The sequence below is a fragment of the Frondihabitans australicus genome (genome assembly GCF_003634555.1).
Lineage (GTDB): Bacteria > Actinomycetota > Actinomycetes > Actinomycetales > Microbacteriaceae > Frondihabitans > Frondihabitans australicus.
This window is the reverse complement of record NZ_RBKS01000001.1, coordinates 1,025,579-1,051,551: the sequence shown is the minus strand read 5'-3', so window position 1 is coordinate 1,051,551 and position 25,973 is coordinate 1,025,579. Positions and strand designations below refer to the sequence as shown.

The 25,973-nt window shown below is 69.9% G+C and carries 24 protein-coding genes; 14 read left to right on the top strand and 10 right to left on the bottom strand.

Annotated elements, in window-relative coordinates; all coding sequences use genetic code 11:
- Positions 1–34 precede the first annotated feature (34 nt).
- The 5 genes from C8E83_RS04845 to C8E83_RS04825 all read right to left on the bottom strand — a co-directional run bounded on the left by C8E83_RS04845 (position 35) and on the right by C8E83_RS04825 (position 4,124).
- Positions 35–970 carry an ABC transporter substrate-binding protein gene (locus tag C8E83_RS04845; RefSeq protein WP_121368688.1) on the bottom strand — a complete coding sequence of 312 codons (936 nt, stop codon included), beginning with the start codon at positions 968–970 and terminating at the stop codon, positions 35–37.
- Positions 970–1,716, bottom strand: a complete 747-nt coding sequence (locus C8E83_RS04840; RefSeq protein ID WP_121368687.1) for an ABC transporter permease — start codon at positions 1,714–1,716, stop codon at positions 970–972. The genes C8E83_RS04845 and C8E83_RS04840 overlap by 1 nt, the downstream gene beginning before the upstream one ends.
- Positions 1,713–2,393, bottom strand: a complete 681-nt coding sequence (locus tag C8E83_RS04835) for an ABC transporter permease (protein ID WP_121368686.1) — start codon at positions 2,391–2,393, stop codon at positions 1,713–1,715. The genes C8E83_RS04840 and C8E83_RS04835 overlap by 4 nt, the downstream gene beginning before the upstream one ends.
- Entirely contained in the window at positions 2,390–3,247 is an 858-nt protein-coding gene (locus tag C8E83_RS04830; protein WP_121368685.1) for an ABC transporter ATP-binding protein, read from the bottom strand. Before C8E83_RS04830 ends, C8E83_RS04835 begins: the two co-directional genes overlap by 4 nt.
- Positions 3,248–3,452: 205 nt before the next feature.
- On the bottom strand, positions 3,453–4,124 hold the full coding sequence (locus C8E83_RS04825; protein ID WP_121368684.1) for a TetR/AcrR family transcriptional regulator: 672 nt from the start codon (positions 4,122–4,124) through the stop codon (positions 3,453–3,455).
- A 58-nt stretch (positions 4,125–4,182) separates the two neighbouring features.
- On the opposite strand from C8E83_RS04825, the gene C8E83_RS04820 reads away from it, so the two are divergent.
- From C8E83_RS04820 to C8E83_RS04805, 4 genes are all read left to right on the top strand, one after another.
- On the top strand, positions 4,183–4,875 hold the full coding sequence (locus C8E83_RS04820; RefSeq protein ID WP_170159847.1) for an SOS response-associated peptidase: 693 nt from the start codon (positions 4,183–4,185) through the stop codon (positions 4,873–4,875).
- 4 nt (positions 4,876–4,879) lie between these two features.
- On the top strand, positions 4,880–5,953 hold the full coding sequence (locus C8E83_RS04815; RefSeq protein ID WP_245981420.1) for an App1 family protein phosphatidate phosphatase: 1,074 nt from the start codon (positions 4,880–4,882) through the stop codon (positions 5,951–5,953).
- Between the two features lie 90 nt (positions 5,954–6,043).
- Positions 6,044–6,355 carry a helix-turn-helix domain-containing protein gene (locus C8E83_RS04810; RefSeq protein ID WP_170159846.1) on the top strand — a complete coding sequence of 104 codons (312 nt, stop codon included), beginning with the start codon at positions 6,044–6,046 and terminating at the stop codon, positions 6,353–6,355.
- On the top strand, positions 6,355–7,686 hold the full coding sequence (locus C8E83_RS04805) for a type II toxin-antitoxin system HipA family toxin (protein ID WP_121368681.1): 1,332 nt from the start codon (positions 6,355–6,357) through the stop codon (positions 7,684–7,686). The genes C8E83_RS04810 and C8E83_RS04805 overlap by 1 nt, the downstream gene beginning before the upstream one ends.
- A 187-nt stretch (positions 7,687–7,873) precedes the next feature.
- Here C8E83_RS04805 and C8E83_RS04800 read toward each other — a convergent pair whose 3' ends face one another.
- Together C8E83_RS04800 and C8E83_RS04795 are read right to left on the bottom strand one after the other, a co-directional pair.
- Positions 7,874–8,827, bottom strand: a complete 954-nt coding sequence (locus tag C8E83_RS04800) for a hypothetical protein (RefSeq protein ID WP_121368680.1) — start codon at positions 8,825–8,827, stop codon at positions 7,874–7,876.
- 113 nt (positions 8,828–8,940) lie between these two features.
- Positions 8,941–9,705 carry an SDR family oxidoreductase gene (locus C8E83_RS04795; RefSeq protein WP_121371740.1) on the bottom strand — a complete coding sequence of 255 codons (765 nt, stop codon included), beginning with the start codon at positions 9,703–9,705 and terminating at the stop codon, positions 8,941–8,943.
- 185 nt (positions 9,706–9,890) lie between these two features.
- Between C8E83_RS04795 and C8E83_RS04790 the strand changes: the two genes are divergently transcribed.
- A complete protein-coding gene (locus C8E83_RS04790; RefSeq protein ID WP_121368679.1) occupies positions 9,891–10,217 on the top strand; it encodes a DUF6504 family protein in 327 nt (108 codons plus the stop codon).
- Positions 10,218–10,290: 73 nt separating this feature from the next.
- A complete protein-coding gene (locus tag C8E83_RS04785; protein ID WP_121368678.1) occupies positions 10,291–12,444 on the top strand; it encodes a glycoside hydrolase family 15 protein in 2,154 nt (717 codons plus the stop codon).
- 110 nt (positions 12,445–12,554) lie between these two features.
- Here C8E83_RS04785 and C8E83_RS04780 read toward each other — a convergent pair whose 3' ends face one another.
- Complete coding sequence (locus tag C8E83_RS04780) at positions 12,555–13,931, bottom strand: glucose-6-phosphate dehydrogenase (RefSeq protein ID WP_121368677.1); 1,377 nt, start codon at positions 13,929–13,931, stop codon at positions 12,555–12,557.
- A gap of 207 nt (positions 13,932–14,138) precedes the next feature.
- On the opposite strand from C8E83_RS04780, the gene C8E83_RS04775 reads away from it, so the two are divergent.
- From C8E83_RS04775 to C8E83_RS04755, 5 genes are all read left to right on the top strand, one after another.
- Positions 14,139–17,573 (top strand): DNA polymerase III subunit alpha, encoded by a 3,435-nt coding sequence (locus C8E83_RS04775; protein ID WP_121368676.1) that lies wholly within the window; start codon positions 14,139–14,141, stop codon positions 17,571–17,573.
- A 28-nt stretch (positions 17,574–17,601) separates the two neighbouring features.
- Positions 17,602–17,964: a TraR/DksA family transcriptional regulator gene (locus C8E83_RS04770; protein WP_121368675.1), complete on the top strand. Its 363-nt coding sequence runs from the start codon at positions 17,602–17,604 to the stop codon at positions 17,962–17,964.
- A gap of 171 nt (positions 17,965–18,135) precedes the next feature.
- Entirely contained in the window at positions 18,136–19,419 is a 1,284-nt protein-coding gene (locus C8E83_RS04765) for a GAF domain-containing protein (protein ID WP_245981418.1), read from the top strand.
- A 164-nt stretch (positions 19,420–19,583) separates the two neighbouring features.
- The gene (exaC, locus tag C8E83_RS04760) at positions 19,584–21,125 is read left to right on the top strand and encodes an acetaldehyde dehydrogenase ExaC (protein WP_121368674.1); all 1,542 of its coding nucleotides are present in this window, start codon (positions 19,584–19,586) and stop codon (positions 21,123–21,125) included.
- A complete protein-coding gene (locus C8E83_RS04755; protein WP_121368673.1) occupies positions 21,125–21,577 on the top strand; it encodes a DUF779 domain-containing protein in 453 nt (150 codons plus the stop codon). Before exaC ends, C8E83_RS04755 begins: the two co-directional genes overlap by 1 nt.
- A gap of 25 nt (positions 21,578–21,602) precedes the next feature.
- On the opposite strand, the gene C8E83_RS04750 is transcribed toward C8E83_RS04755, so the two are convergent.
- A complete protein-coding gene (locus C8E83_RS04750; RefSeq protein ID WP_121368672.1) occupies positions 21,603–22,226 on the bottom strand; it encodes a hypothetical protein in 624 nt (207 codons plus the stop codon).
- 79 nt (positions 22,227–22,305) lie between these two features.
- Between C8E83_RS04750 and rplU the strand changes: the two genes are divergently transcribed.
- The 3 genes from rplU to C8E83_RS04735 all read left to right on the top strand — a co-directional run bounded on the left by rplU (position 22,306) and on the right by C8E83_RS04735 (position 24,161).
- A complete protein-coding gene (gene rplU / locus C8E83_RS04745) occupies positions 22,306–22,617 on the top strand; it encodes a 50S ribosomal protein L21 (protein WP_121368671.1) in 312 nt (103 codons plus the stop codon).
- A gap of 11 nt (positions 22,618–22,628) precedes the next feature.
- The gene (gene rpmA / locus C8E83_RS04740; RefSeq protein WP_121368670.1) at positions 22,629–22,886 is read left to right on the top strand and encodes a 50S ribosomal protein L27; all 258 of its coding nucleotides are present in this window, start codon (positions 22,629–22,631) and stop codon (positions 22,884–22,886) included.
- A 291-nt stretch (positions 22,887–23,177) separates the two neighbouring features.
- The gene (locus C8E83_RS04735; protein ID WP_121368669.1) at positions 23,178–24,161 is read left to right on the top strand and encodes a phosphodiesterase; all 984 of its coding nucleotides are present in this window, start codon (positions 23,178–23,180) and stop codon (positions 24,159–24,161) included.
- A gap of 126 nt (positions 24,162–24,287) precedes the next feature.
- On the opposite strand, the gene C8E83_RS04730 is transcribed toward C8E83_RS04735, so the two are convergent.
- A complete protein-coding gene (locus C8E83_RS04730; protein ID WP_121368668.1) occupies positions 24,288–25,847 on the bottom strand; it encodes a stealth conserved region 3 domain-containing protein in 1,560 nt (519 codons plus the stop codon).
- Positions 25,848–25,973 lie beyond the last annotated feature (126 nt).

Below are 25,973 nucleotides of genomic sequence, written 5' to 3'. Positions count from 1 at the left end.
TCGGCCGCTCGCGAGTCGCGCGGACTTCTGCTGACTACTTCAGGATGCCCGCAGACTTCAGGAACGCCTTGGCGATGACCGCCGCCGACTGCTTGTCGTTGACGCTCTTCGAGTTCAGGCTGATCAGCTCGGACTGCGTGAGCGCGGCGTTGACCTTCTCGATCACGGCCGTGGCCTTCGCGTTCACCTTCTTGTCGGCGACGGGGATGATGTGCTGCGGAAGGATCATGTTCTTCGGATCCTTCAGCGACACGAAGTCGTTCGCCTTGATGGCCGGGTCGGCCGAGTAGATGTCCGCCAGCTGCACCTGGCCGTTCTTCAGGGCCGCGACGGTCAGCGGGCCGCCGGAGTCGGCGATCGCCTTGAGCGAGGCCGTCACGCCGTAGTCGCTCTTGAGGCCGGGGATGCCGTACGGGCGGGTCTGGAACTCGGAGTTCGCGCCGACGGTCAGCGAGCCGGAGTAGTCCTTCAGCTGGTCGAGCGACGTGATGTTGTTCTTGGTCGAGAACTCCTTGGTGACCGTGTAGGTGTCCTGGTCGGTCGCGGGAGCGGCCTTCAGCACCTTGAGGCCCTTGGGCAGGACACCGGGGAGGGCGGACTCGATGTCCGACTCGGACGACGCCGTCGTCTTGGCGTCGTAGTACTGCAGCAGGTTGCCGGAGTAGTCGGGGATCAGATCGATCTTGCCGGACGCGAGCTCGGGCAGGTAGACGTTCCGCTGACCGATGTTGAACGAGCGCTTGACCGTGAAGCCGGCGTTCTCGAGGGCCTGGGCGTACGCCTCGGCGACGATGGTGTCGGAGTAGTACTGCTGCGAGCCGATGACGATGGTGCCGGACTTCGAGGAGGTCCCCGAGGTCGAACCCGAGCTCAGCGGGTTGCTCGAGGAGCACCCTGCCAGGGCCACCGTGGCCCCGATCACGACTGCGCCGAGAACAGCGAGCCGGCCTCTCTTCTTTGCTGTGAACATCACTTGCTTCCTTCCTGGAGTGGGGAACCCACTGCCGCCCGGGTACGGGTTGCACCCGGTCGGTCGTTCTTGGCGCGCCCCGCGCGGACACCCGCGGGGACGACGAGTCGCTGGAGAAGCGAGAAGAGGATCTCCAGCACGATGGCGAGCACGATGATGAGGATCGAGCCCGCGAGGGCGGTGACGAAGTCGTTGTTGCCGATGCCGAGGAAGATGAACGTGCCGAGGCCGCCCTCGCCCACGTAGGCGGCCAGGGTCGCGGTCGCCACGATCTGGAGAGCCCCGGCGCGCAGACCGCCGATGAGGAGCGGCAGCCCCAGCGGGATCTCGACCTGGGTGACGATCTGCCACTCGGTCATGCCCACGGCCCGGGCGGCGTCGATGGTCCGGCGGTCGACCGCGTCGAAGCCCGTGTACGCGCCGGCGAGGACGGACGGGATCGCGAGGATCACGAGGGCCACGATGGGGGCGCGAAGGCCCAGGCCGATGAGGAGGGCCAGCAGCGAGATCACGCCGAGCGTCGGCAGGGCTCTCGCGCCGCCGGAGAGGGCGACGGCGAGACCGCGCCCGCGGCCGGAGTGACCGATGGCGAAGCCGATCGGGATCGCGATGACGGCGGTGATCACGAGGGCGATGAGCGTGTACCAGAGGTGCTCGACGAGTCGGGTGCCGATCGGGTTGATCGCGGTCGACGCCCAGTTGGAGGGCGCGAGCAGGAAGGCGAACGCCTGCGAGAAGAAGTTCACGAGACCGCCACCACCTTGCGCAGCGCCCGCTTGCTGGGTTCGCGCGTCGAGCGCTGCCACGGCATGAGGGCGCGGCCGAGCAGCACCAGGAGGCCGTCGAGGACGAGCGCGATCACGACGACCAGCACGATGCCCGCGACGATCTCGGCGATGATCGACCGCTGGAGGCCGTCGGTGAAGGCCAGGCCCAGCCCGTTGATGCCGAGCACGCCGCCGATCGTCACGAGGCTCACGGTCGAGACGACGACGACGCGCAGACCGGCGAGGAGCACCGGCCCGGCCAGCGGGAACTCCACCTGCCAGAACCGCTGCCACGCCGAGAACCCGACCGCCGTGGCGGATTGGCGTACGTCGGCGTCCACCTCCGCGAGGGCGTCGGCGGTCGACCGCACCATCAGCGCCATGCCGTAGAGCGTCAGCGCGATGACGAGGTTGACAGGGCTCGCGAGGGACGTGCCGATGAGGGTCGGCAGCACCAGGAGCAGCGGCAGAGACGGGATCGCGTAGAAGAGCCCCGCCACGGTCAGCAGCACGGCCCTCGACCAGCGGAAGCGGTTCGCGACCCACCCGATGGGCACCGAGAGGATGAAGCTCAGGATCACCGGCGGGATGCTCAGCTCGAGGTGGACGAGCGTCTCGTCGAGGAGAGTGCCCGAGTTCTCGAGGATCCAGTTCACCGCTGGCCGCCCGAGGTGTCACGGCTGCCGGAGACCGGCACGGGGCCGGTCAGCGTGCCGGCCGGGCGACCGTCGTCGTCGACGAGGATCGAGCCCGTGGGAGTCTCCTCGATGTGGAGCGCCCGCTTGCCCCTGTTGGCGCCGATGAAGGTCGCCACGAAGTCGTCGGCCGGGTTCGCCAGGATCTCGGCGGGCGTGCCGACCTGCGCGATGTGGCCGCCCTTCTGCAGGATCACGACCTGGTGACCGAGATAGAACGCCTCGTCGATGTCGTGCGTGACGAAGACGACAGTCTTCTCGAGGTCGCGCTGGAGGCGGATGAGCTCTTCCTGCAGGTCGGACCGCACGAGCGGGTCGACCGCGCCGAACGGCTCGTCCATGAGGAGGATGTTGGGGTTCACGGCGAGGCCACGGGCGACGCCGACGCGCTGCTGCTGTCCACCCGAGAGCTGGCTCGGGTAGCGGTCGGCGAACGCGCGGTCGAGGCCGACGGTGTCCATGAGCTCGAGCGCCTGCTGGCGCGCCTCGGCCTTCTTCACGCCCTTGAGGAGCGGCACGGTCGCGATGTTGTCGACGACCTTGCGGTGCGGCAGGAGGCCGGAGTTCTGCATGACGTAGCCGATGCTGCGCCGCAGGCCGACCGGCTCGATGCCGCCGATGTCGGCGCCGTCGATCTGGATCGATCCCGACGTCGGGTCGACCATCCGGTTGATCATGCGCAGGATCGTCGTCTTGCCGCAGCCGGACGACCCGACGAAGACGGTGGTCTTCATCGACGGGATCACGAGACTGAAGTCTTCGACGGCCCTCGTGCCGTCGGGGTACTCCTTCGTCACCGAGCGGAACTCGATCATGTATGGCTCAACCCTCGTGTGTGTGGTGTCGGGCGCTCTGAGCGCGACGACACGTGCCGGGGCGTCTAGCGAACCACAGTTCGTCAGAACCGGTACCAAGCCAGCCACACGCCGTAACGGAGACGTAAGAACCGAAGTCCCCGCTACGCGGGATTGTTCCGCGAACCTCCGACATTCGCGTCCGAATCCGCGAAGCGCACCGGGATCAGGCCGGCAGGGCGCCCTCGAGGTAGGCGGTGACGAGGGTGCGCGCCTCGTCGACGAAGCGGCCGTCGCGCTCGATGTCGGTCGCAAAGGCCCGCGCGATGAGGGAGCCCGCGGTCTCGGTGGCCACCTCGATGGCGAAGTCCGCGTCGGCGCTGCGCTCGACGCCGATCCGCGCGCAGAGGAGCTCGGCCAGCTGGGCGGCCAGGGTCGGGCGCTCGTCGCCGTCGCCTGCCGTCGTCGACTCGCTGTCGGTGAAGCGGATGGCGCGGAACCCGGGCTCGGTGCGGTACATCTCGACCAGGGCGTCGACCACGTGCTGCACGGCGACGGGCACGGTGACGCGACCCGGCTGCTCCTGCGACCCGGCGGTCTCGGCCGCCTCGGCCAGGGTGGCCGCGATGCGGTCGACGAGCCGCTGGGAGCCGCGGATCGACAGGGCCTCGACCACGGCGATGCGGTCGGGGAAGTAGCGGTAGACGGTGCCGATCGACGCGCCGGCGCGCTCGGCGACCATCGCGGTGGTGAGTCGCTCGAAGCCGATCTCGTCGATGATGGCGGCGGCCGCGTCGAGCAGGCCGGTGAGGCGGGCGTTGCTGCGAGCCTGGACGGGCTCGTTCCTCAGCAGAGAAGAGCCCCCGGGAAGTGATTCGTTGACCTCGGTGACGAGCATCGGTTCTCCTTGTGCGAGTTGCGACACGGTGTCGGCCCCCGCTGGAAGACTGATGGTCATGTGCGGAAGATTCGTGATGTCGCGCGCCTCGAGCGACCTGGTGGCCCTCTTCGACGTGGATGTGACGGGAGACACTCTTCCAGAGCCTTCCTGGAATATCGCTCCGACCGACCCGGTGAGTCTCATCGTCGATGCCGCGCCGCGCGGCGCGGACGCCGGTGGTCCCCCGGTCCGCCGCCTCGCGTCGGCCCGCTGGGGGCTCGTGCCGTCCACCGCGACCGACCCGAGGGCGCAGCCGCCGCTGTTCAACGCGCGCATCGAGACCGCCGCGAGCAAGCCGACATTTCACGACGCCGTGGTCTCGCGCCGCGCCATCGTGCCCGCCTCCGGCTACTACGAGTGGGCCGCAGGAGCAGACGGCGGCAAGACCCCGCACCTCGTGACCCTGCCCGACGACGAGATCATGCTCTTCGCCGCCCTGTACGAGTGGTGGCGGAACCCGCACGTGGCGCCCGACGATCCGGCCCGCTGGCTGCTCTCGACCACGATCCTCACCCGCGAGTCCGCAGGGCCGCTCGCCGAGCTCCACGAGCGCATGCCGGTGCTGGTCGGCGCCGAGCTGATGGAGGACTGGCTGGACCCGGAGGCCGAGGGAGACGACGACCTCCTCGAGGGCGTCTCCGGCGAGTCGCTGCAGCACGCCGAGCGCGCCGGCTTCCGACCGGTGGCCGCCGTCGGCATGCCACAATGATCGAATGCTGGGTTCCCGCAAGACCTCAGGGCCGAACGGTGCGATCGCCGGCGGTGTCGAGCCCATGCTCCACCGTGCGGCCCGCATGGAGGACGCCGTTCACGCCTTCCGCGAGCGGAACGCCCGGCGACGGGGGCTGATCCCGACGATCGTGCCGTATTCGGGCTACGGGGGGCCGGGCTGGATTCGGATCCTGTGCCGCGTGCTCCTCACGAAAGAGGGCGAGCGGCGCTCGAACGGCCACACGCACGTGCGCGGCTGGCGCAGCTTCACGAGCGTGCCGATCGACGCCGTGGTCGTCGAGGCCGTGATCGACGGCGTGACCCACCACGTCACCGCCGACCGGGGCGGCGTGGTGGACGCCCGAGTGGAAGTGGACCTCCAGCCTGGCTGGCACTCCGTCACGCTGCGCACGGAGGGCTCGCTCGACGTCGAGGCCCCGGTCTTCGTCATCGACCCCGACGTGCGCTTCGGCATCATCTCCGACATCGACGACACCGTCATGGTGACCGCGCTGCCGCGTCCCCTCCTCGCGGCCTGGAACACCTTCGTGCTCGACGAGCACGCGCGACGGCCCGTGCCCGGCATGGCCGTCCTCTACGAGCGCCTCCGCGCGACGCACGCCGGGTGCCCGGTGATCTACCTGTCGACCGGCGCGTGGAACGTCGCGCCGACGCTGTCGCGCTTCCTCAACCGCAACTTCTACCCGCAGGGCCCGCTGCTGCTCACCGACTGGGGGCCGACCCACGACCGCTGGTTCCGCAGCGGGCGGCTGCACAAAGAGCAGTCCCTGCGCCGCCTCGCCGCCGAGTTCCCCGGCATGAAGTGGCTGCTGGTCGGCGACGACGGTCAGCACGACGAAGAGCTCTACGGCGGATTCCTGCGCGACCACCCGGAGAACGTCGAGGCCGTGGCCATCCGGCAGCTGTCGACGAGCGAGGCCGTGTTCGCGGGCGGACGCTCGCGGGGCGAGGAGAACGAGCGCACCACCAATGTGCCGTGGTTGTACGCGCCCGACGGGGCAGGCCTCTGGGATCAGCTCGTCGAAAAGGGTCTCGCCGAAGAGTCCGGACTCTGAATCATTCCAGAATAGTTGTAAAAACATCTATTAGAGACTGAATAAGCCGTTATAGTTGTTTTTATGACTTTTGTGGATCACTATCAGGTCATGACGGACGACTCCGGCACCGACGACCTCGAGGCACGCCTCGGCGCGCAGATCCGCGCCCTGCGCCTCGATGCCGGGTACGACCAACGTGCACTCGCCGAGCTCGCCGACGTCGGCCTGTCGTCGATCAAGAACCTCGAGAACGGCCGCGGCTCGACGCTCCGCACGGTCATCCGCGTGCTCCGCGCCCTGCACGCCGAGGCGTGGCTCGACACCCTGTCGCCCGAGCCCACGGTGAGCCCGATCGACGTCCTGCGCGGCCAGTCCGCCGGGCCCCGACAGCGCGTGTACCGTCCGCGCGGCGGCGCCTGATGCCGTACACGCCCGTGGCCGCGGTCGAGGTCACCGCGTGGGGCCTGCGGGTCGGGGCCGTCGCGCCCGACCCGGGCCTCGGCTCCTACGTCTTCGAGTACTACCCCGACTGGGTCGCCCGCGGCATCGAGCTCGCACCGCTTCACATGCCGATTAGCCGGCGACGTCACGTGTTCCCGTCGCTGCCCGAGGCCACCTTCCATCGACTGCCGGCGCTTCTGGCCGACGCCCTGCCCGACGACTTCGGCAACGCGATCATCGACGCCTGGCTCGCGCGCCAGGGCATCCGGCAGGGCGACGTCACCCCGCTCGACCGACTGGCCTACATGTCGAACCGGGCGATGGGCGCCCTCGAGTTCCGCCCGTCGCGCGGGCCCCGTCAGAGGGTCGCGAGCGCCGTCGAGATGAGCGCCCTGGTCGAGGGCGCTCGCAGCGTGCTGGACGAGCGCTTCGCGGGCGACCGCGAGACCGAGGCGGCGATCCACAGCCTGATCCAGGTGGGCACCTCCGCCGGCGGTGCGCGGGCGAAGGCCGTCATCGCGTGGAACCCCGACTCGGGCGAGATCCGCTCGGGGCAGCTGCCCGCCGATCCCGGGTTCGAGTTCTGGCTCATCAAGCTCGACGGCGTCGGCCGCGACGCCGAGCTGGGGTCGGGCGGCGACTACGGCCGGGTCGAGTACGCGTACGCGCAGATGGCGCGGGCAGCGGGGCTCGAGATGACCGAGACGCGACTCCTGGAGGAGAACGGCCGGGCCCACTTCATGACCCGGCGGTACGACCGCGGCGAGGGCGGCTCCAAGGTGCACGCCTTGACGCTCTGCGGGCTCACGCACCTCGACTTCCGGCAGCGGCAGACTCACGACTACTCGCAGTACTTCCAGGCGATCGCGTCGCTCGGGCTCGGCGCTTCGGCCCGAGAGCAGGCGTTCCGCCGCATGGTATTCAACGTGCTCGCCGCCAACTGCGACGACCACACCAAGAACTTCTCGTTCCTGCTCGACGGGCCCGGCGCGCCCGGCGGGCCCGGCGCGGTGTCGGCCTCGGACGAGGGCGCAGGAGCCTGGCGACTCGCCCCCGCCTACGACGTCACCTTCGCCTACAACCCCGGCGGCGCCTGGACGTACCAGCACCTCATGAGCGTGAACGGCCGCTTCCGCGACATCACCCTCGGCGACATCGAGGCCGTGGCCGATCGCCACCTCGTGCCCCGGGCCCGCGCCGTCGTGGACGAGGTGCGCTCGGCCGTCGCCGGGTGGCGCGGATTCGCGTCCGACGCCGGCGTCGCCCCCTCGCTCGCGCGCGACATGGCCGCGGCGATGCCGCGCCTGTAGCGCGCCTGCCGCCCGCCGCGTGCGTGGCGCGGCCGCCACACGATGCGGCGCGTTTCACGCGATGCGGCGTGACGCGTCGCGCCGCCGCGCGTGAAACGCGCCGCATCACGCTCACGTCTCCGTCGCGAACCGCCGCACGGCACGAAACGCGCCGCTGCACATCGAACGCGCCGCATCACGCCCAACGTCAGACCCGCCGCCTGCCGCCCCCACGGAGGTCGATCGGCACGCCGGAGTCGGCCAGCAGCCGCGCGAGGCTGCCTCGCGCATACGCGTCGCGCCACGTCCAGCGGACGAAGCCCTGGACCTGGGGCAGCGCGCGGATCCAGTCCTCGCGGTACTTCTCGCGGATCACGACCTCCTCCGGCGACAGGCCCGACCAGCGTTCGCTGTCGCGGTACTTCGTCTCGCCATCGAACTCCCCCACGATGCCCTGCTCGGGCCAGAAGAAGTCGACGTCGGCGGTGAGCCCGTCCGGGCCGTCGAAGTGGTGCTGCAGTTCCGGTGTGGCGATGCCCGACTCGTGCATGACGACGCGGCTCAGTGACTCGCCCGAGCGGTTGGCGCGACGGTCGGCGAACAGGATCGCCGCGGCAGCGCGCCGACGACCGTGGCCTGTGGGTCGGCGATCGAGCGAGGTCCGCAGATCGTCGTCCGTGAAGAGTCCGGTACGGAGCCCGTCGTCGAGACACGTGACGGCCTGTCGGAACGGCGCGGTCACGGCGATGTCGACGGCGGTCCGGGCGGCGGAGGTCACGAGCGAGCCGTGGCGTTCGACGATCTCGGTGTCGTCGAGAGGTGCGGCGTGGATCGTCGCGCAGGCGCGGGTCGTCGCACGGGAGGAGGTCGGATCGATGACGTGCGCGCGCCCAGGCCACGGCCCGAGCCGCGGCAGCCCCCAGAATGCCGCCGCGGACGCATGAGAGACGACGACCCTCTTGTCGAGGCGCGAGACCGCGGCGAGGCACTGCATGACGTGGCGGGCGGGTTCGTCGAGCGGGTCCCAGTGCTCGCGGCGAACGTACCGCCCGGCGGTCAGACGGACCAGGTCGCCGCGAAGGCACGCTCGTCGCACGGCCGTGTCGTCGAGGGACGCGCGGACGAGGAGGGACGGGTGCGGTTCGAGGGCGGGCTCACACATCCTGCGACCCTGGCAGACCCGAGCCGACCCACATGGCGAAGGGCCGCCGACCGTGGAGAGGTCGGCGGCCCCGGGCGCCTGTGGAGGAGCCGTCAGGTGCTGTGGAGGAAGCGTCAGTGCGACGCGGCGAGCATGCCGAGCACCTGGTCGTAGCGGCCCTCGACGGCGGCGTTGCGCAGGAACTTGACGCGCTCGACGAGCACCTCTCCCCCGCGCTCGCCCCGGGCTGCACCGTCTCGCAGGAGCTGCATGACCTCGTCGAGGTACTCGTCGACCGGCATGGCGCGGCCGGTCGTGTCCTCGTCCTGGCCCATCAGCGTCGTGGCGACCGCCGGCGGCACCAGCTCGAGCACCTCGACCGAGGTGTCGGCCAGCTGCACGCGCAGGATCTCGGTGAACGAGTGCACGGCGGCCTTGGTGGCGCTGTAGGTCGGCGTCTGCGCGAGCGGCACGAACGCGAGGCCCGACGACACGGTCATGACGGCCGCGTCGGGCTTCGACTGCAGGTGCTCGGTGAACGCCGCCACCGTGCGGATCGTGCCCAGCAGGTTCGTCGTCACGATGCGCTCGGCGGTCTCGAGGAAGGCCGGCGTGTGGAGGTCTTCCGGCTCCATGATCCCGGCCATCGTGATCACGACGTCGAGCTCGGGGCGCGTGGCGATCAGCTCGCGCGAGACCCGCTCGATCGACTCGGGGTCGGACACGTCGAGCTCGACGCCCGTGATGCCCGGATTGTCGCGCTCGATCTGCGCGAGCAGCTCGCGGCGGCGACCCGCGACGATGACGCTGTTGCCCTCGGCCTGCAGCCGCTGGGCCAGGCCGAGCCCGAGGCCCGAGGTTCCGCCGGTGATGAGGATGGTGTGCTCTGTCGTCTTCATGTCCTCCATGGTGCCGAGGGCGCAGGAGCCGAGGAAGGGAGCGCTCAGGCAGGGAGCGAGAGTCCCCCGCAGGATCTCGCGCACGTGCCGGCGCCGCGTCGCCCCACCCCCGCGCGATGTCGGTGGCCGCCCGTAGCATTCGAACACACGTTCGAATATGCTTGACACACGAGGCGGGAGCACTGATGAGGATCGACGAGAGGGTGCCGGTCGAGACGACCGAGGCGGGGTCGCCGCTGCGGTTCACCTGGCGGCGAGTGGTGTACGGCGTCGTCTCTCCGCCCGAGGTGTGGGTGACACGGCGCGAGTGGTGGCGTTCGGCGACGAGGGCTCCACGGGGTGAGGGCACGACGCTGCTCGAGCTGCCCGTGTGGCGGGTCGACGCCCTGCCGCTCACCGACGGCGCGCACCGGGTCGACGGCACGTTCGACCTCGCGCTCGACCGGGCGACCGGCGACTGGCTGCTCCTCGGCGTCTTCGACGACGAGGTCGAGCAGCAGCTGTTCGCGTGACCTTGCACGCAGCCGTGAGCCGACTGATGGTTCGCCGTCCGAACCACCCGCATCATCTGATTGGATGGCGCGCATGAGCACCGCTGCGCCCGCACCCGACGAGGCAACCGACACCGCGAAGCACGAGGCATACACGTCCGGCACGACGGCGCCGCCCGCCGACGACCTGCCCGAGGGCGTGCTGCCGATCGAGGCCTACGCCCTCATCGGCGACTGCCACACGGCGGCGCTCGTCGGCATCAACGGCAGCATCGACTGGCTGTGCCTGCCCCGCTTCGACTCCGCGTCGATGTTCGCGGCGATCCTCGGCGACAAGGACTCCGGTCGCTGGCTGGTCGCCCCCGAGGATTCCGCCGCCACGGCCACGCGCAGCTACATCGCCGACACCTTCGTGCTCGTCACGCACTGGACCACGCCGACCGGCGAGGTCGAGGTCGTCGACACCATGCCCTACGGCGACCGCCGCGCCGACGTCGTGCGTCGCGTGCGCGGACTCAAGGGCACCGTGCGGATGACCGCCGACCTCCGCATCCGCTTCGGCTACACGACCGCGATCCCGTGGATCCGACAGGTCGACGACGACGGCAGCGACGGCTGGGACTCCAAGTCCGTCAGGCCCAAGACGCACAAGGCCGGCGAGGTCGCCTACGGCGCTCTCGTGGCCGTGGCCGGCCCCGACGCCGTCATCGTCCGAGGCCCGCGGCTCACCGCGCACGACCACACGCACGGCGCGACGTTCGACGTCTCCGCCGGCGAGACGGTCGACATGTCGCTCACCTGGTACCCGTCGCATCGCGAGCCGCCGGCGCCGATCGACGCCGGCACGCGGATCGACGAGACCGTCACCTGGTGGCAGGAGTGGGCGTCGCACTCCGATGCGCCGGCGGCGTACGGGTCCGAGGTGCACCGGTCTCTGCTCCTGCTGCGTGCGCTCACCCACGAAGACACGAACGGCATCGTCGCCGCGGCGACGACGAGCCTGCCCGAGCAGTTCGGGGGCTCCCGCAACTGGGACTACCGCTACGTCTGGCTGCGCGACGCGTCGATGACCCTGCAGGCGCTGATCCTGCACGGCTTCGCCGAAGAGGCCGCCGGCTGGCGCGGCTGGCTCCTGCGCGCCATCGCCGGCGACCCCGCCGACGTGCAGATCATGTACGGCCTGTCGGGCGAGCGCTACCTGCTCGAGAACACCATCGACGAGCTGCCCGGCTATCGAGGGTCGAAGCCGGTGCGCACCGGCAACGGCGCGTTCACGCAGTACCAGGGCGACGTGTTCGGCGAGGTCATGGTCGCCCTCCACGACGCCCGCGAGCTCGGGGTGGAAGAGAACGCCGACTCCTGGGCCCTCCAGCGGGCCCTCATGCAGCACGTCGAGGACAACTGGGACCGCCCCGACAACGGCATCTGGGAGATCCGCGGGCCCGAGCAGCACTTCACGCACTCGCGGGTGATGATCTGGGCGGCCCTCGACCGCGCGGTGCGCGGCGTCCAGCAGTTCCACCTCGACGGCCCCGTCGAGCGCTGGATCGAGCTGCGCGAGAAGGTCCGCAACGAGATCGAGACGAACGGCTTCGACGCCGAGCGCAACACGTACACGCAGACGTACGGATCACACGAGGTCGACGCGTCGCTGCTGCAGCTCTCGCAGGTCGGCTACGTCGACGCGCACGACCCGCGCATGCTCGGCACGGTGGCAGCCATCGAAAAGGACCTCCTGAAGGGCGGCCTGCTCACCCGCTACCGCACCGAGTCGGGCATCGACGGCCTGTCGGGCACCGAGAACCCGTTCCTCACCTGCTCGTTCTGGCTCGCCGAGCAGTACGCGCGGTCAGGGCGACTCGACGACGCGATCGCTCTCATGGACCGCCTCGTCGGCTATCGCAACGACGTCGGCATGCTGTCGGAGGAGATCGAGGTCGCCACAGGCCACCACGTGGGCAACACGCCGCAGGCCCTGTCGCACCTCGCACTCGTGCGGGCGGCCGACGCCATCGAGGCCGCCCTCGAGCACTCGCGCGGTACCCGTGGCCGCCGCCTCGCCAGTCAGACGCACCCGCACGACGACTCCCGGCCGGCGAGCGAGCACGATCCGCGGATGGACGACCCGTCGTTCGACCCTGCTGCCCTCGATCCGGCTGGGCTCGACCCAAACACCGTCAACGCGAACGGCGAGACGAGCGACCGCTGGCCGAACGATCTCGGCGCCGACCGGACCAAGAGCTCGTAGCGCCGCCCGGCTCGCAGGGCCGAACGACGAGATGGCCCGCCCGGGTCCACCGCGACGGTGGGTGCCCGGGCGTGCCATCTTCAGGCGGGGCGCCGTGCGGCGCCGGGAGGCTACGCCTCCTGCGACGTCTTCCACTCGGCCGGGCCCGAGGAGCCCGCCGGGTACTTCTCGAGGGGAACCATGTCGGCCTCCCACGCGGCGATAACCGGCGCGACGATCGCCCAGCAGCGCTCGGCCACGTCGCCGCGGATCGAGAGCGTCGGGTCGTCGTGGAAGATGCCCGAGAGCACCTCGCCGTAGGGCGTGAGCTCGGGCTTGCCGAGGTCGGTCTTCAGCACCGACTTCTCGAGCGAGAGCGGGTTGCCCTTGCCGTTCGTCGTGACGCCGAGCTCGAGGGTCTCGGGGCTGATCTCGATGCGCAGCGTGTCGGGGCTCGTGGCGCCCGTGAGGCCCGCGGGGAGCACCGGCACCGGCTTGAAGGTGATCAGCACCTCCTTGCGGATCTTGGTCATGCCCTTGCCGGAGCGCAGGATGAAGGGGACCCCGGCCCAGCGACGCGTCTTGACCTCGAACTCGACCTCGGCCAGCGTCTCGGTCTGGCGCTCGTTGTCGACGCCCTCCTCGTCGGAGTACGACGGGACGTCCTTGCCCGAGATCGTGCCGGCCGTGTACTGGCCGCGACGGCTCGAGGTGACGGGGTCGCCGTCCTTGACCCAGGTGGCGCGGAGCACGCGCGCGATCTCGCTGCGGAGCTCGACCGCGTCGATCGACGCCGGCGCCTCCATGGCGATGATGGCCAGGATCTGCAGAAGGTGGCTCTGGATCATGTCGACCAGCGCGCCGGCCTTGTCGTAGTACTGCGCGCGACCCTCGAGGCCGAGGACCTCGTCGTAGAAGATCTCGACCTTCTCGATGTTGTCGCTGTTCCACACCGGCTCGAAGAGGCGGTTGGCGAAGCGCAGGCCGATGATGTCGAGCACCGTGGAGCGGCCGAGGAAGTGGTCGGTGCGGTGGATGCGCTCTTCGGGGACGACCTTCAGCAGCTCCTGGTTGAGCTGCTTGGCCTCGGCCTCGTCGCTGCCGAAGGGCTTCTCGAGGGCCAGGCGGAGGCCCTCGGGCAGCTTCACCTTCTCGAGCGCCTTGATGACGCGCGTCGAGATGGCCGGCGGGAGCGCGAAGTACATGACGGGCTCGCCGACGGAGGCCTCGAAGAGCTTCTCGAGGTGCGCCGGGTCGGTGGGGTCGCCCTGGATGTACTCGCTGGAGGCGAGGGTGCGCTTGGCGAGGTCGCTGCCGGCATCGCCGTTGAAGGCGGTCTTGACGACGTCGTCCCATTCCTTGGGGCTGCGCGCGCTGCGGCCGGTGCCGATCAGCTTGACGTCGACGCCGCGGTCGCTCTTGAGGAGGCTGGCGAGACCGGGCAGGAGGAGTCGTTCGGTGAGGTCGCCGGAGGCGCCCAGGATGATCAGGGTGGTGGTCTCGGTCATCGGCGGGCGAGCTCGAGACGTGTCGGGGCAGGGGTGTTCACGGGGGTCCTTTCCGGAGGATGGGGCACGGGATCCAACGCGACGGCGGAGACGGCATTCCCGAGGGGAACGGGCGCGGCACGGGCGCGAGAGGGCCACGGTGCCTCGTCGAGCGTACTCCCGTCGCGTGCCTTACACTGTTCGAACACACGTTCGAACGGAGGTGTCATGGGCTTCACGCATCTGCACGTCGCCTCCTCGTTCAGCGCCCACTTCGGCACCGCCTCCCCGCTCGAGCTCGCCGGGCAGACGGCGGCGAACGGCGCCGACGCCGCGGCGATCACCGACCGCGACGGGCTCTACGGGGCGATCCGGCACGTGGGGGCGTGCCGCACTCTCGGCATCGACCCGATCGTCGGGGTCGAACTGGGGGTCTCCCCTGATCCTGCGCCCTCGTCCGGCGGCACCGCGGGGGCGGTCAGCGCGGCCGACACCGACCGCGTGGTGGTGCTCGCGCACGGCGGGGTCGCGGGCGCCGGGTGGGCGTCGCTGTGCCGGCTGATCAGCGCGGCCCACGGGCGGGCCACCAGGCGGGTCGCCGGATCAGCGAACAGCGTCGCGACCATCGGCCGATCGCGCATCCGCGCCTTCCTCGTGGGCGACGACGGCTGCACGGGCACGGTGCTGCTCGGCCCCGACTCCGACGTGGGGCGGGCCGTGGCGGCGGGCGAGCACTCCCGGGCCGTGGCCCTCGTCGACTCGTGGCGCCGAATGCTGCCCGGCGGCGTCGTCATCGAGGTCGTCTGCCATCTCACCGAGCCGGGCGAGCGCAGGAGCCTGCGGCACGCCTCCCGCATGCTCGAGCTGGCCGACGCGACCGGCCTCCCGGCGATCCTCACGAACGCCGTGCGCTATCGCGACACCGACGGCGCGGTCACGGCCGACGTGCTCGACGCCGCGGGCCACCTCGCCGCCCTCGGCACGTTCGAGCCCCAGCCGAACGCGCAGGCGTGGCTGAAGCCCCCCACCGGCGAGCACGGCATGCGCGAACTCGCCCACCTGATCGCCTCGCATTCGTCGCTCGACCGAGGCGCCGCCGAGGCGATGCTCCGCGCGACCGAAGAGCTCGCCGACCGCTGCCGCCTCGACCCCGACACCGACCTCGGCTGGCGGAAGGCGAAGGTGCCCGAGCTCTCGGCGATCGGCGTCGAGGGCGACCCGAACCAGGTGCTGCTGCGCCGGTGCGAGGCGGGCATCACCGAGCGCTTCGGCGACGCGTCGATGGCGAAGCGGCAGTCGATCGAGACGAGGCTTCGCGACGAGCTGAAGACGATCACCGGCTTCGGGTTCGCCGGGTACTTCCTCACCGTGGCCGACGTGTCGACGATGATGCGCGAGATGCGGGTGCGGAACGCCGCGCGCGGCTCGGGCGCGGGCAGCCTCGTCACCTACCTGCTGCGCATCTCCAACGTCGACCCGCTCGAACACGACCTCCTGTTCGAGCGCTTCCTCGGCAACAAGCGCGAGACGCTGCCCGACATCGACATCGACGTCGAGTCGGCCCGGCGCCACGAGGTGTACCGGGCGATCTTCGACCGCTACGGCAGCAACCGGGTCACGCTCATGTCGATGCAGTCGACGTACCGGGCGCGCGGCGCCGTCCGCGACGCCGGTCTCGCGCTCGGGCTCGACGACGAGCAGATCGACCTCGTCGCGAACAACGTGTGGCGGTTCAACGCCCGCGACTTCCGCGGCGCGCTGGCCGAGAAGCCCGAGCTGCGCGAGATCGCCGAGCTGGTGAAGACCAACGAGCAGCTCGACCTCCTCGTCGACCTCACCGAGCGACTGGATCGCCTGCCCCGCCACATCTCGATGCACCCGTGCGGCGTGATCCTGGGCGACTCCGACCTGCTCAGCATGACCCCGGTGCAGCCGAGCGGCATGGGCCTGCCGATGAGCCAGTTCGACAAGCACGACATGAACGACGCAGGTCTGCTGAAGCTCGACGTGCTCGGGGTGCGCATGCAGTCGTCGATGGCGTTCGCGCTCGACGAGATCGAGCGGGTCAACGGGTCGCGCACCGCCGTCGCCGGGGCCCTGCCGATCGACGCGCCCTACATCGCGCGGTCGGGCCGCATCGAGCTCGACGCGATCCCCCACAACGACGAGCCCACGTTCGAGGCGATCCGCACCACGCACACGCTCGGCATGTTCCAGATCGAGAGCCCGGGCCAGCGCGAGCTGATCGGCAAGATGCAGCCCGACCAGTACGAGGACCTCATCGCCGACATCTCGCTGTTCCGCCCCGGCCCGATGAAGGGCAACATGATCGCGCCCTACCTCGACACGAAGCACGGGTTCCAGCAGCCCGACTACGTGCACCCGACGTTCGCGCCTTTCCTGCAGGACAGCTACGGGGTGGTCATCTACCACGAGCACGTCCTCCGCATCCTGCACGCCACCATGGGCATCTCGCTCGCCGAGGCCGACGAGATGCGTCGGCAGATGGAGAAACGCGACGACCTCGAGGACGAGTTCCGGCAGAAGACCCGGGCGAACCTCGACGAGAAGGGCTGGCCGCGCTTCACCGAGAAGGAGATCGACCGCATCTGGGGCGTGCTCAAGGGCTTCGGCTCGTTCGGCTTCTGCAAGGCCCACGGGGCGGCGTTCGCCCTGCCGACCTATCAGACGGCGTGGCTCAAGACGCACTACCCGGCCGAGTTCCTGGCGGGGATCCTCACGCACGACCCCGGCATGTACCCGAAGCGGCTGCTGCTCACCGAGGCGAGGCGCATGGGGGTGCCGGTGCTGCCGCTCGACGTGAACGCCTCCGACGAGGTGTTCCACGTCGAGCGGGTGCGGCCGCCGCGCACGGCCGTGGCCCGCACCTATCCGGGCGACCTCGGCATCCGGCTGTCTCTCGTCGACGTGCAGGGCATCACCGAGCACGAGCTCACCCGCATCGTCGAGAACCGCCCCTACGCGTCGATCGCCGACTTCTACCAGCGCGCCGCCCCGTCGCGGCGGCTGCTGCTGCGGCTGGCGCAGGTGGGCGCGCTCGACTCGGTCGCGGGCGAGGGGCGCAGTCGCGGCGACGCGGTGGCGAGGGTGAGGCAGCTCATCGCGAGGGCGAGTCGCCCGGCTCCTGCCGATACCGACAACCAGCTCGACTTCGACGTCGACGAGTCGGCGTCGGTGCCCGTCGGCACTCCCGACCTCTCGACGAGAGAGCGTGTCAGCGACGAGCTCGACATCCTCTCGATGGAGATCACCGAGCACGTCATCGAGAGCTATCGGCCGATGCTCGATGCTCTCGGCGTGACCCCGGCGGCCGATCTCCTCGACAACTGGAACGGCACGCGCGTGCTCGTCGCCGGCATCCGCATCGCCACGCAGACCCCGCCGATGCGCAGTGGCAAGCGGGTCGTGTTCATCAGCCTCGACGACGGCTCGGGGTGCTCCGACTCGACCTTCTTCGAAGAGGCGCAGTCGCGGGCCGGGTCGCTGCTGTTCGGCACGAAGCTGATGCTGATCCAGGGGCGCACCCGACGCACCGGCGAGAAGGGCATCTCGCTCGAGGCCGAGAACGCGTGGGATCTCAAGTCGCTCTGGCGCGACTGGCAGGCCGGCCGCCTCTCGACCGATGCTCTCGCCGATGCGTGACCCGTGCCGCCGCCCGTAGGCTCCTCGCATGCCGTTCGACGACAGCGGGGCGCAGGAGCACGCGACACGCGCACGCCTGGAGGCCGTCCGCGACGACGCCCGCGCCCTCGCCGCCCGCCTCCTCGTCGACATGCAGGCGGTCAGCGACGCCCGCGACGCGTCGAACGTCGACGACGAGCACGACCCGGAGGGCGCGACGATCGCGTTCGAGCGGAGCCAGCTCGAGGCGATCCGCCGGTCGGCACTCGCGCGGGAGGCGGAAGCGCAGGGGGCCCTCGAGCGCCTGGGCGCGGGCACGTACGGCGTGTGCCGATCCTGCGGCCGCCCCATCGCGAAGGCCCGGCTCGAGCCGCGCCCGATGGCCGCGCTGTGCCTCGACTGCGCCTCCTGACGCCCTCCGCTGAGGCGGTCCCCCAGCACTCGGCGACAAAACGCGACACCTGCGACACGGCGGCACGTCGCAGGTGTCGCGTTTTGTCGCGGGGAGTCCTACCGCACCACAGCGAGCGGTCGTAGAGTGTCCGCAGCATCGCGAAACGACGACGTAGACGATGGGTGAGGCATGACGGCACCGACCGGCACCGGAAACCCCTGGCTGGCCACCCCGAGCCGCCCGGTGGATCCTCTGGCGCGCCGCGTCGTCGCCGAGTCGTGGGAGCGCGCACAGCGCCACCGCCTCGACCCCGAGCGTCTCCTGCCGCAGCTCGAGCTGCCCGAGGACGGCGTCGACGACTACCGCCGCGAGCACCCTCTCTCGCTGCTCCTGCCGGTGGCCCGGTCGCTGCTGCTGAACGACATCGAGGGGTCCGGGCTGATCGTCGCGATGGGCGACGAGCACGGGCGCCTGCTCTGGGTGGAGGGCGACAGCTCGGCGAAGCGCCAGGCGGAGGACATGCGCTTCGTCGAGGGGGCCGGCTGGGCCGAGAGCCGAGTGGGAACCTCGGCTCCCGGCACGGCTCTGGTGCTCGACCACGGAATCCAGATCCAGGGCGAGGAGCACTTCAACACGCTCGTGAAGCAGTGGAGCTGCACCGCCGTGCCGATCCACGATCCAGTCAGCCGCAGGATCCTGGGCTTCCTCGACATCACGGGCGACGAACGCGCCGTCGGCCCGCACACCCTTCCGCTTCTCGAGGCGACGGCTCGCGCGATGGAGTCCGAGCTGATGGTGACGAGGCTGCGGACGCGCACGCGGTCGACCGGCGCCCGGACCCGCCTCACGGGCGGGGCGGCAGCGGAAGCGGCGGCAGGAGCAGCGGGAACCGCGACCCTGACCACGCTCGGCCGCGACGTCGCCCAGCTCTCCGACGGTCGCCGCACGATCTCGCTGAGCGCCCGCCACTCCGAGCTCATGACGCTGCTCAGCTGGCATCGCCGCGGGCTGTCCGCCGAAGAGCTCGCGCAGCTCACCTACGGCGATGCGGGGGCCGTGCTGACCCTCCGGGCCGAAATGGTGCGCCTGCGTCACGCACTGGAGGCGCTCGACCCGCGACTGGCGCCGTTGAGCCGGCCGTACCGGCTCCTGAGCCCGCTCCAGTCCGATGTGTCACGCGTCATCGCGCTCCTCGACCGCGGTGCGCACCGCCGCGCGATCGAGGCCTACACGGGTCCGGTGCTGCCCAACTCGACGGCCCCCGGCATCGAGGAGATCCGCGAGAGCCTCGGCACCAGGATCCGAGAGTCCCTCCTGGCCGACGCCTCCGTCGAGGTCCTGCTCGACTACGCGAGCACCACCTCGGGCGACACCGATCGCGACGTGCTGATGGCGGCTCTTCAGATGCTGCCTCCGCGGTCCCCGCGCCGAGCCGGCGTCGTCGCCCGGCTCGAGCTCCTCGACCGGCTGTAATTATCCGCGGTCGCCCGCGCCCCGGACTTCGTACCAGCCTCGTCATCCGGTGCAGGCGGCACGGTCGGCCTGCAACCTCCTGCAACCTCCCCCGACCTATCTTCAGAGTGCGCCCGAGCGACCCTCGGGCAACCCCAGACAGAGTCGTCGCAAGGGAGCGAACCATGACCGTCACCACCCCTCCGAACACCTACGCGAGCCCGGGATCACCCGATGCCAAGGTGCAGTTCAAGCCCCGCTACGACCACTTCATCGGCGGCGAGTACGTCGCCCCGTCGTCCGGCCAGTACTTCGAGAACCCGTCGCCCGTGACCGGCAAGGCCTTCACCGAGGTCGCTCGCGGCAACGCCGCCGACATCGACAAGGCCGTCGAGGCCGCCTGGCGCGCCTTCGACACCTGGAAGAAGACGACCGTCACCGAGCGCGCCCTCATGCTCAACCGGATCGCGGATCGCATGGAGGAGAACCTCGAGACGCTCGCCGTCGCCGAGACCTGGGACAACGGCAAGCCGATCCGCGAGTCGCTCGCGGCGGACATCCCGCTCGCCATCGACCACTTCCGCTACTTCGCCGGCGCGATCCGCGCCCAGGAGGGGTCGACGGGTGAGATCGACGGCGAGACGGTGGCGTATCACTTCCACGAGCCGCTGGGCGTGGTGGGTCAGATCATCCCGTGGAACTTCCCGATCCTGATGGCCGTGTGGAAGCTGGCGCCCGCCCTCGCGGCCGGCAACTGCGTCGTGCTGAAGCCGGCCGAGCAGACGCCCGCGTCGATCCACGTGCTGATTGAGCTGATCCAGGATCTGATCCCCGCCGGAGTCCTGAACATCGTCAACGGCTTCGGCGTCGAGGCGGGCGCACCGCTCGCGTCGCACCCGAACATCCGCAAGATCGCGTTCACGGGCGAGACGACGACGGGCCGCCTCATCATGCAGATGGCGTCCGAGAACCTGATCCCCGTGACGCTGGAGCTCGGAGGCAAGAGCCCGAACCTCTTCTTCGCCGACGTCGCCGACCAGAAGGACGACTTCTACGACAAGGCCCTCGAGGGCTTCACGTTCTTCAACCTGAACCAGGGCGAGGTCTGCACCTGCCCGTCTCGGGCTCTCGTGCAGCAGTCGATCTACGACGGCTTCGTCGCCGACGGCCTCGAGCGCGTCAAGAAGGTCAAGCAGGGCCACCCGCTGTCGATGGACACCATGATCGGCGCGCAGGCGTCGAACGACCAGCTGGAGAAGATCCTCAGCTACATGGACATCGGCAAGCAGGAGGGCGCGAAGCTGCTGATCGGCGGCGAGCGGAACGTCATGGAGGGCGAGCTCGCGGAGGGCTACTACATCCAGCCCACCGTCTTCGAGGGCCGCAACTCGATGCGCATCTTCCAGGAGGAGATCTTCGGGCCGGTGCTCTCGCTCACGAGCTTCACCGACTACGACGACGCCATCAAGATCGCCAACGACACGCTCTACGGCCTCGGTGCCGGCGTCTGGAGCCGCAACGGCCAGCAGCTCTACCGGGCCGGCCGCGACATCCAGGCCGGTCGGGTCTGGTCGAACACCTACCACCAGTACCCGGCGGGAGCCGCGTTCGGTGGCTACAAGCAGTCGGGCATCGGACGTGAGAACCACAAGATGATGCTCGACCACTACCAGCAGACCAAGAACCTCCTCGTCTCGTACGCCGACGGGCCGATGGGATTCTTCTGATGCCGACGCCGGATCAGGTCGTCGGACATGCCTCTCCGAGGCATGAGGCGCTGTCGCGGGTTGACCTCACACCCGCGGCAGCGTCGCTCCTGCGCGACCTCACGGCCCAGCACGGACCGCTGATGTTCCACCAGTCCGGCGGCTGCTGCGACGGCTCGAGCCCGATGTGCTACCCCGTCGGATTCTTCCGGGTGGGCGCCGTCGACGTCCACCTCGGCGACCTCCACGTCGACGGACTCGACGACCCCATCGAGGTCTACATGTCGCGCAGCCAGTTCGAGTACTGGAAGTACACGCACCTCACCATCGACGTCGTCGACGGGCGAGGTGCCGGTTTCAGCATCGAGAGCCCCGAGGGCAAGAGGTTCCTCATCCGTTCTCGCATGCTGAACGACGAGGAGCTCTCGGCATTCGGGTTGTCCGAGGCGCTCCCCGCCCCTCCCGCGACGTAGGGCTCTGACGGCGACAGGGGCGCCGTCAGTGGTCCGGGAGGGCGTAGACGCCGTGACCCACGCGGGTCACGGCGTCTCTGCGCGCCAGCACGGAGAGAGTTGACAGCACGCTCGACCGGCGGTACTCGGGCAGAGCCGCGACGATCTCGGCGGTGGTCGAAGGCCCGGGGCGCAGGATCGCGAGCACTTTCTCGACCAGGGTCTCCCCCGCCTCGCCGACGCCGCCCGGGGCCGCCGCATCGCCCTCGATCACGGTCTCGGCGGCGTAGTCACGCCGCGCCTCCTCCAGCGCCTCCGCGCTCACGTGGGCGACGGATCCGGCCGCCCTCGCGTAGGGCGCGAGCGTCAGCGACCGCCCGACCCGGTTGTAGACGTTGGACGCGCTCGTGCCCTGGTGCTCGGCGATCTCGGGGTACGAGGCTCCGCCCAGCAGGAGCGCGGCCTCGCCCTCGAGCCCGAGCCACTGGCCGAGGCGAGCGATCTCCCATCCCGCCGTCGTCACCGCCGACGCCCACACCTCGATGTCGTCGGCGTTGTCGCGGGTGATCGCCTCGAGATCGCGGAGGAGCTCGACAAGGCTCGCGCGGGCGTCGTCGACGATGTCGACGGTGAACTGCGGGGCGCGGCGAAGTTTGATCGGTCGTGACATTTGTGAAAGACTATCCAAGTTGTCCGGGTAACCGGGCATCTCTTGTGCGACTCGCACACCCTCACACTCTGGAGTTCCCATGGCTTTCGCTATCGTGCGTGCCGGTGGCCGTCAGGAGAAGGTCGAGGTGGGCACGATCGTGACCGTCGACCGTCTCAAGGCGTCCGACGGCGACACCGTCTCGTTCGTTCCCGTCCTGCACGTCGACGGCGACACGATCCTCTCCGGCGACCAGCTGGCGAAGGTCACGGTCGAGGGCGAGGTCCTCAACGACCTCCGCGGCCCGAAGATCGTGATCCAGAACTACCGCAACAAGACCGGGTACAAGCGTCGCATGGGTTTCCGTGCCGACCTCACCCGCGTCAAGATCACCGCCATCAAGACCAAGTAGGGAGCTAGACAATGGCACACAAAAAGGGAGCTAGCTCCACCCGCAACGGCCGCGACTCGAACGCGCAGCGCCTCGGCGTGAAGCGCTTCGGCGGCCAGGTCGTGTCCGCGGGCGAGATCCTCGTCCGTCAGCGCGGCACCCACTTCCACCCCGGCGTGAACGTCGGCCGTGGCGGCGACGACACCCTGTTCGCCCTCGCCGCAGGCGCGGTCGAGTTCGGCGCGAAGGGCGGCCGCAAGGTCGTCAACATCGTGAGCGCAGACGCCTAAGGCGTCACCAGGCAGCGCAGAGAAGGCGGGTCTCCCTCGGGAGGCCCGCCTTCTCGCATCCTGCGCCCATCACGAAACGTAATAACTGTCAGAGGACCTGAACGGGGGCCTCGCCCTCGCTGCGTTGCACGACTACTGTCGGTCCGGTTCGGTTTTTGTTCGCACATGGTTTACCGACGCGCGCGGTGCAGTTCACCGCGGGCGGGCAATCCGATGATGGACTTGTTGCCGAATACCTGCACGAGCGTGAGTGTCAACGTCACCCACGTCAGCACAGCGAATGCGAGCATCATGGGCGAGCGCCCGAGGCACCAGCGCACGGCCGAGCACCCTCGGCCCGATCACTTCCTCCTGCACCTCAGCGACACGCACCTCATCGCGGGCGACGGCGACCTCTACGGCGACGTCGACTCCGAGGGCCGTCTGCGGCAGATCATGTCCGAGCTCGAGGAGTCCGGGGCGCGCCCCGAGGCCATCGTGGTGACGGGCGATCTCGCCGACAAGGGCGAGCCGGGTGCGTACCGCAAGCTGCGTCTGCTCCTGGAGCCCATCGCCCTCCGCCTCGGCGCCCAGATCATCTGGGCCATGGGCAACCACGACGACCGCGGTGCCTTCCGGCAGGAGCTGTTCGGCCAGCTGCCCAGCGAGCGTCCCGTCGACCTCGTGTACGACGTCAACGGCCTCCGCGTCATCACGATCGACACGTCCGTGCCCGGCGAGCACTACGGCGAGCTCACGGGCGACCAGCTCGACTGGCTGGCCGAGGAGCTCAGCGTGGACGCGCCGCACGGCACGATCCTGGCGATGCACCACCCGCCCGTGCCGAGCATCAAAGACCTCACCGTGCTCGTCGAGCTCCGCGACCAGCCGGCCCTGGCCGAGGTGATCGAGGGCAGCGACGTCCGCGCGATCATCGCCGGCCACCTGCACTTCTCCACGAACGCGATGTTCGCGGGGGTGCCCGTCTCCGTCGCATCGGCCACGTGCTACACGGCGGACCTCAACATCCCGCGCGACGCGACCCGCGGCCAGGACGGCGCGCAGGCGTACAACCTCGTGCACGTCTACCCCGACACGATCGTGAACTCGGTGGTGCCGATCGGCAGCTACTCGACCGTCGGCGAGTACGTGCCGCAGGCCGAGGTCGCTCGTCGCCTCGACGAGGCGGGCATCACGATCCCCGACGCCCGCCCGCGCCACCGCGCGGAGCAGCCCGACGAGCTCGTCGTGCCCGATCGCGACCTCAGCCTCACTGGCCCGATCGGCCTGATCTAGCGCGGCGGCCGTGCACGCGCGCCGCGGCGCTCAGGTGCGCCGGATGCAAGGCGGAGGCCGCCCCTTCATAGCGGAGCTATCAGGGGCGACCGACAACGCCGCAGGCGGTGTGCCTGAGCGTCGCGCTCAGGCCTCCCAGGGGGCTTTGAACGGGAAGTACCGCTCGAGGAAGTCGGTGACGACCGTCGTGCGCTCCTCGTCGGTCACCTCGGGGAACGAGCCGTCGTTCAGGCAGAAGAAGTCGTACGAGCGCTTCTTGACCAGCTCGGACAGCTGCGCGAGCCCCGACACCATCGTGGTGTCGACGTAGAGCACCTTCGCCTTCTCCTGGACGATCGCACGCCCGGTCATCAGCGCGTAGTAGTGGTACAGCGAGTTCGTGACCGAGATGTTCGACGCGGCCCGGAAGGGAGATCCGGCCGTCGCCTGGAACTCGTCGGCGAACTCGTGCTCCATCTCGGTCATCACGCTGCGACGAAGCGGCGCCGCCGTGTGCTCGAGGTGCCGCGTCGTGACCCGGCCGAAGCGCTGCTGGAGGAGGGCTCGATTCACGCGGGCGGCGTTCTCGAAGCCCGACCGCTCTGCGCTGTTGAGACCCAGGCCGATCCTGGTGTTGGCCTCGATGAATTTCGTCACCGACCCGGGCGAGAAGAACATGCCCGGTGAGATCGGCCGGCCGAAGAACATGTCGTCGTTGGAGTAGAGGAAGTGCTCGCTGAGCCCGTCGATGTGGTGCAGCTGCGACTCGACCGCCTGCGAGTTGTGAGTCGGCAGCACCGAGGGGTCGGCGAAGAACTCCTCGCTGCGGACGATGCGCACGCGGGGGTGGTCGGCCAGCCACGCAGGAGCCGGTGAATCGGTCGCGATGTAGATGTTCCGCACCCACGGGGCGAACATGTACACGGAGCGGAGGGCGTACTTCAGCTCGTCGATCTGCCGGAAGCGGGCGGCCGCGTCGTCGCCTTCGCCCACGACGTGGCTCTTGGCCTGGGCGGCCCGCGCCCGCTGGTACTCGACCGAGTTGCCATCGACCCACGAGAACACCATGTCGATGTCGAAGGTGATGTCGGTGGCGTGGTCGTCGAACATGTGCTCGAGCGTCTGCCAGTGCATGCCGTAGCGCTCGATGTCGACTCGCACGGCCTCCGACCGCGGCAGGGTGCGGCGCATGAGGGCGTTCTCGACGGGCACGAGCACCTCGCGGTCGGTCGTGATCCAGAACTCGATCTGCACGGCGAGAGAGGCGCCGTAGCGAAGGCGCCCCAGCGGTTCGAGGCGCGGGCGGTACAGGCGCAGGAGCCGCTCGGTGTCGGGCCCGAAGCCGTCTTCCGCCACGAGCACGGCACGGCGCTTTCCGGGCTTCGAGTAGAACGGCTCGTCGCGGGCGGCCTCGCGGAACGCCGACTCGAACGCCAGGCGGTCGGCGATGTCGAGCGCGATCACGGGGCGCTCCTCGTTGCCGCGGACGAGCAGGTGCGGAAGGCCCGAGGAGTCCAGCACGCGCTTGACGAATGCCAGGTCTTCGAGCATCGACTGCTGCGGGGTGAGGTGACCGTTGACCAGAGTGAACTGTCCCTTGCGCACGACGATGCGGTCGCTCGCTGGCCCCGAGGCGGAGATTCCGGCTGAGGACGCCCGCGTGCTCAGAAGCGGGCTCTCGGATGCGCCGACGATCTCCGTGCCCATGCAGACTCCCCTCGCGTCAGGCCCGGGTGGCCGTGACTTCAGTTGTCCGATTTTACTCCGACGAAGCACTCGCCGCAGGACGGTCCGCGCGACGCTCGTCGTCGAGCGCCGGTTCGTGGCTGACGC

Excerpts from the sequence above, each read along its gene's own strand:
- C8E83_RS04815 (WP_245981420.1), top strand. The coding sequence starts at position 4,880 with ATGCTGGGTTCCCGCAAGACCTCAGGGCCGAACGGTGCGATCGCCGGC.
- C8E83_RS04800 (WP_121368680.1), bottom strand. The coding sequence starts at position 8,827 with ATGTGTGAGCCCGCCCTCGAACCGCACCCGTCCCTCCTCGTCCGCGCG.
- C8E83_RS04755 (WP_121368673.1), top strand. The coding sequence starts at position 21,125 with ATGCCGACGCCGGATCAGGTCGTCGGACATGCCTCTCCGAGGCATGAG.
- C8E83_RS04825 (WP_121368684.1), bottom strand. The coding sequence starts at position 4,124 with ATGCTCGTCACCGAGGTCAACGAATCACTTCCCGGGGGCTCTTCTCTG.
- C8E83_RS04735 (WP_121368669.1), top strand. The coding sequence starts at position 23,178 with ATGGGCGAGCGCCCGAGGCACCAGCGCACGGCCGAGCACCCTCGGCCC.
- C8E83_RS04790 (WP_121368679.1), top strand. The coding sequence starts at position 9,891 with ATGAGGATCGACGAGAGGGTGCCGGTCGAGACGACCGAGGCGGGGTCG.
- C8E83_RS04795 (WP_121371740.1), bottom strand. The coding sequence starts at position 9,705 with ATGAAGACGACAGAGCACACCATCCTCATCACCGGCGGAACCTCGGGC.
- rpmA (WP_121368670.1), top strand. The coding sequence starts at position 22,629 with ATGGCACACAAAAAGGGAGCTAGCTCCACCCGCAACGGCCGCGACTCG.
- C8E83_RS04750 (WP_121368672.1), bottom strand. The coding sequence starts at position 22,226 with ATGTCACGACCGATCAAACTTCGCCGCGCCCCGCAGTTCACCGTCGAC.
- C8E83_RS04810 (WP_170159846.1), top strand. The coding sequence starts at position 6,044 with ATGACGGACGACTCCGGCACCGACGACCTCGAGGCACGCCTCGGCGCG.
- exaC (WP_121368674.1), top strand. The coding sequence starts at position 19,584 with ATGACCGTCACCACCCCTCCGAACACCTACGCGAGCCCGGGATCACCC.
- C8E83_RS04730 (WP_121368668.1), bottom strand. The coding sequence starts at position 25,847 with ATGGGCACGGAGATCGTCGGCGCATCCGAGAGCCCGCTTCTGAGCACG.
- C8E83_RS04830 (WP_121368685.1), bottom strand. The coding sequence starts at position 3,247 with ATGATCGAGTTCCGCTCGGTGACGAAGGAGTACCCCGACGGCACGAGG.
- C8E83_RS04805 (WP_121368681.1), top strand. The coding sequence starts at position 6,355 with ATGCCGTACACGCCCGTGGCCGCGGTCGAGGTCACCGCGTGGGGCCTG.
- C8E83_RS04775 (WP_121368676.1), top strand. The coding sequence starts at position 14,139 with ATGGGCTTCACGCATCTGCACGTCGCCTCCTCGTTCAGCGCCCACTTC.
- C8E83_RS04770 (WP_121368675.1), top strand. The coding sequence starts at position 17,602 with ATGCCGTTCGACGACAGCGGGGCGCAGGAGCACGCGACACGCGCACGC.
- C8E83_RS04785 (WP_121368678.1), top strand. The coding sequence starts at position 10,291 with ATGAGCACCGCTGCGCCCGCACCCGACGAGGCAACCGACACCGCGAAG.
- C8E83_RS04780 (WP_121368677.1), bottom strand. The coding sequence starts at position 13,931 with ATGACCGAGACCACCACCCTGATCATCCTGGGCGCCTCCGGCGACCTC.
- C8E83_RS04820 (WP_170159847.1), top strand. The coding sequence starts at position 4,183 with ATGTGCGGAAGATTCGTGATGTCGCGCGCCTCGAGCGACCTGGTGGCC.
- rplU (WP_121368671.1), top strand. The coding sequence starts at position 22,306 with ATGGCTTTCGCTATCGTGCGTGCCGGTGGCCGTCAGGAGAAGGTCGAG.
- C8E83_RS04765 (WP_245981418.1), top strand. The coding sequence starts at position 18,136 with ATGACGGCACCGACCGGCACCGGAAACCCCTGGCTGGCCACCCCGAGC.
- C8E83_RS04845 (WP_121368688.1), bottom strand. The coding sequence starts at position 970 with ATGTTCACAGCAAAGAAGAGAGGCCGGCTCGCTGTTCTCGGCGCAGTC.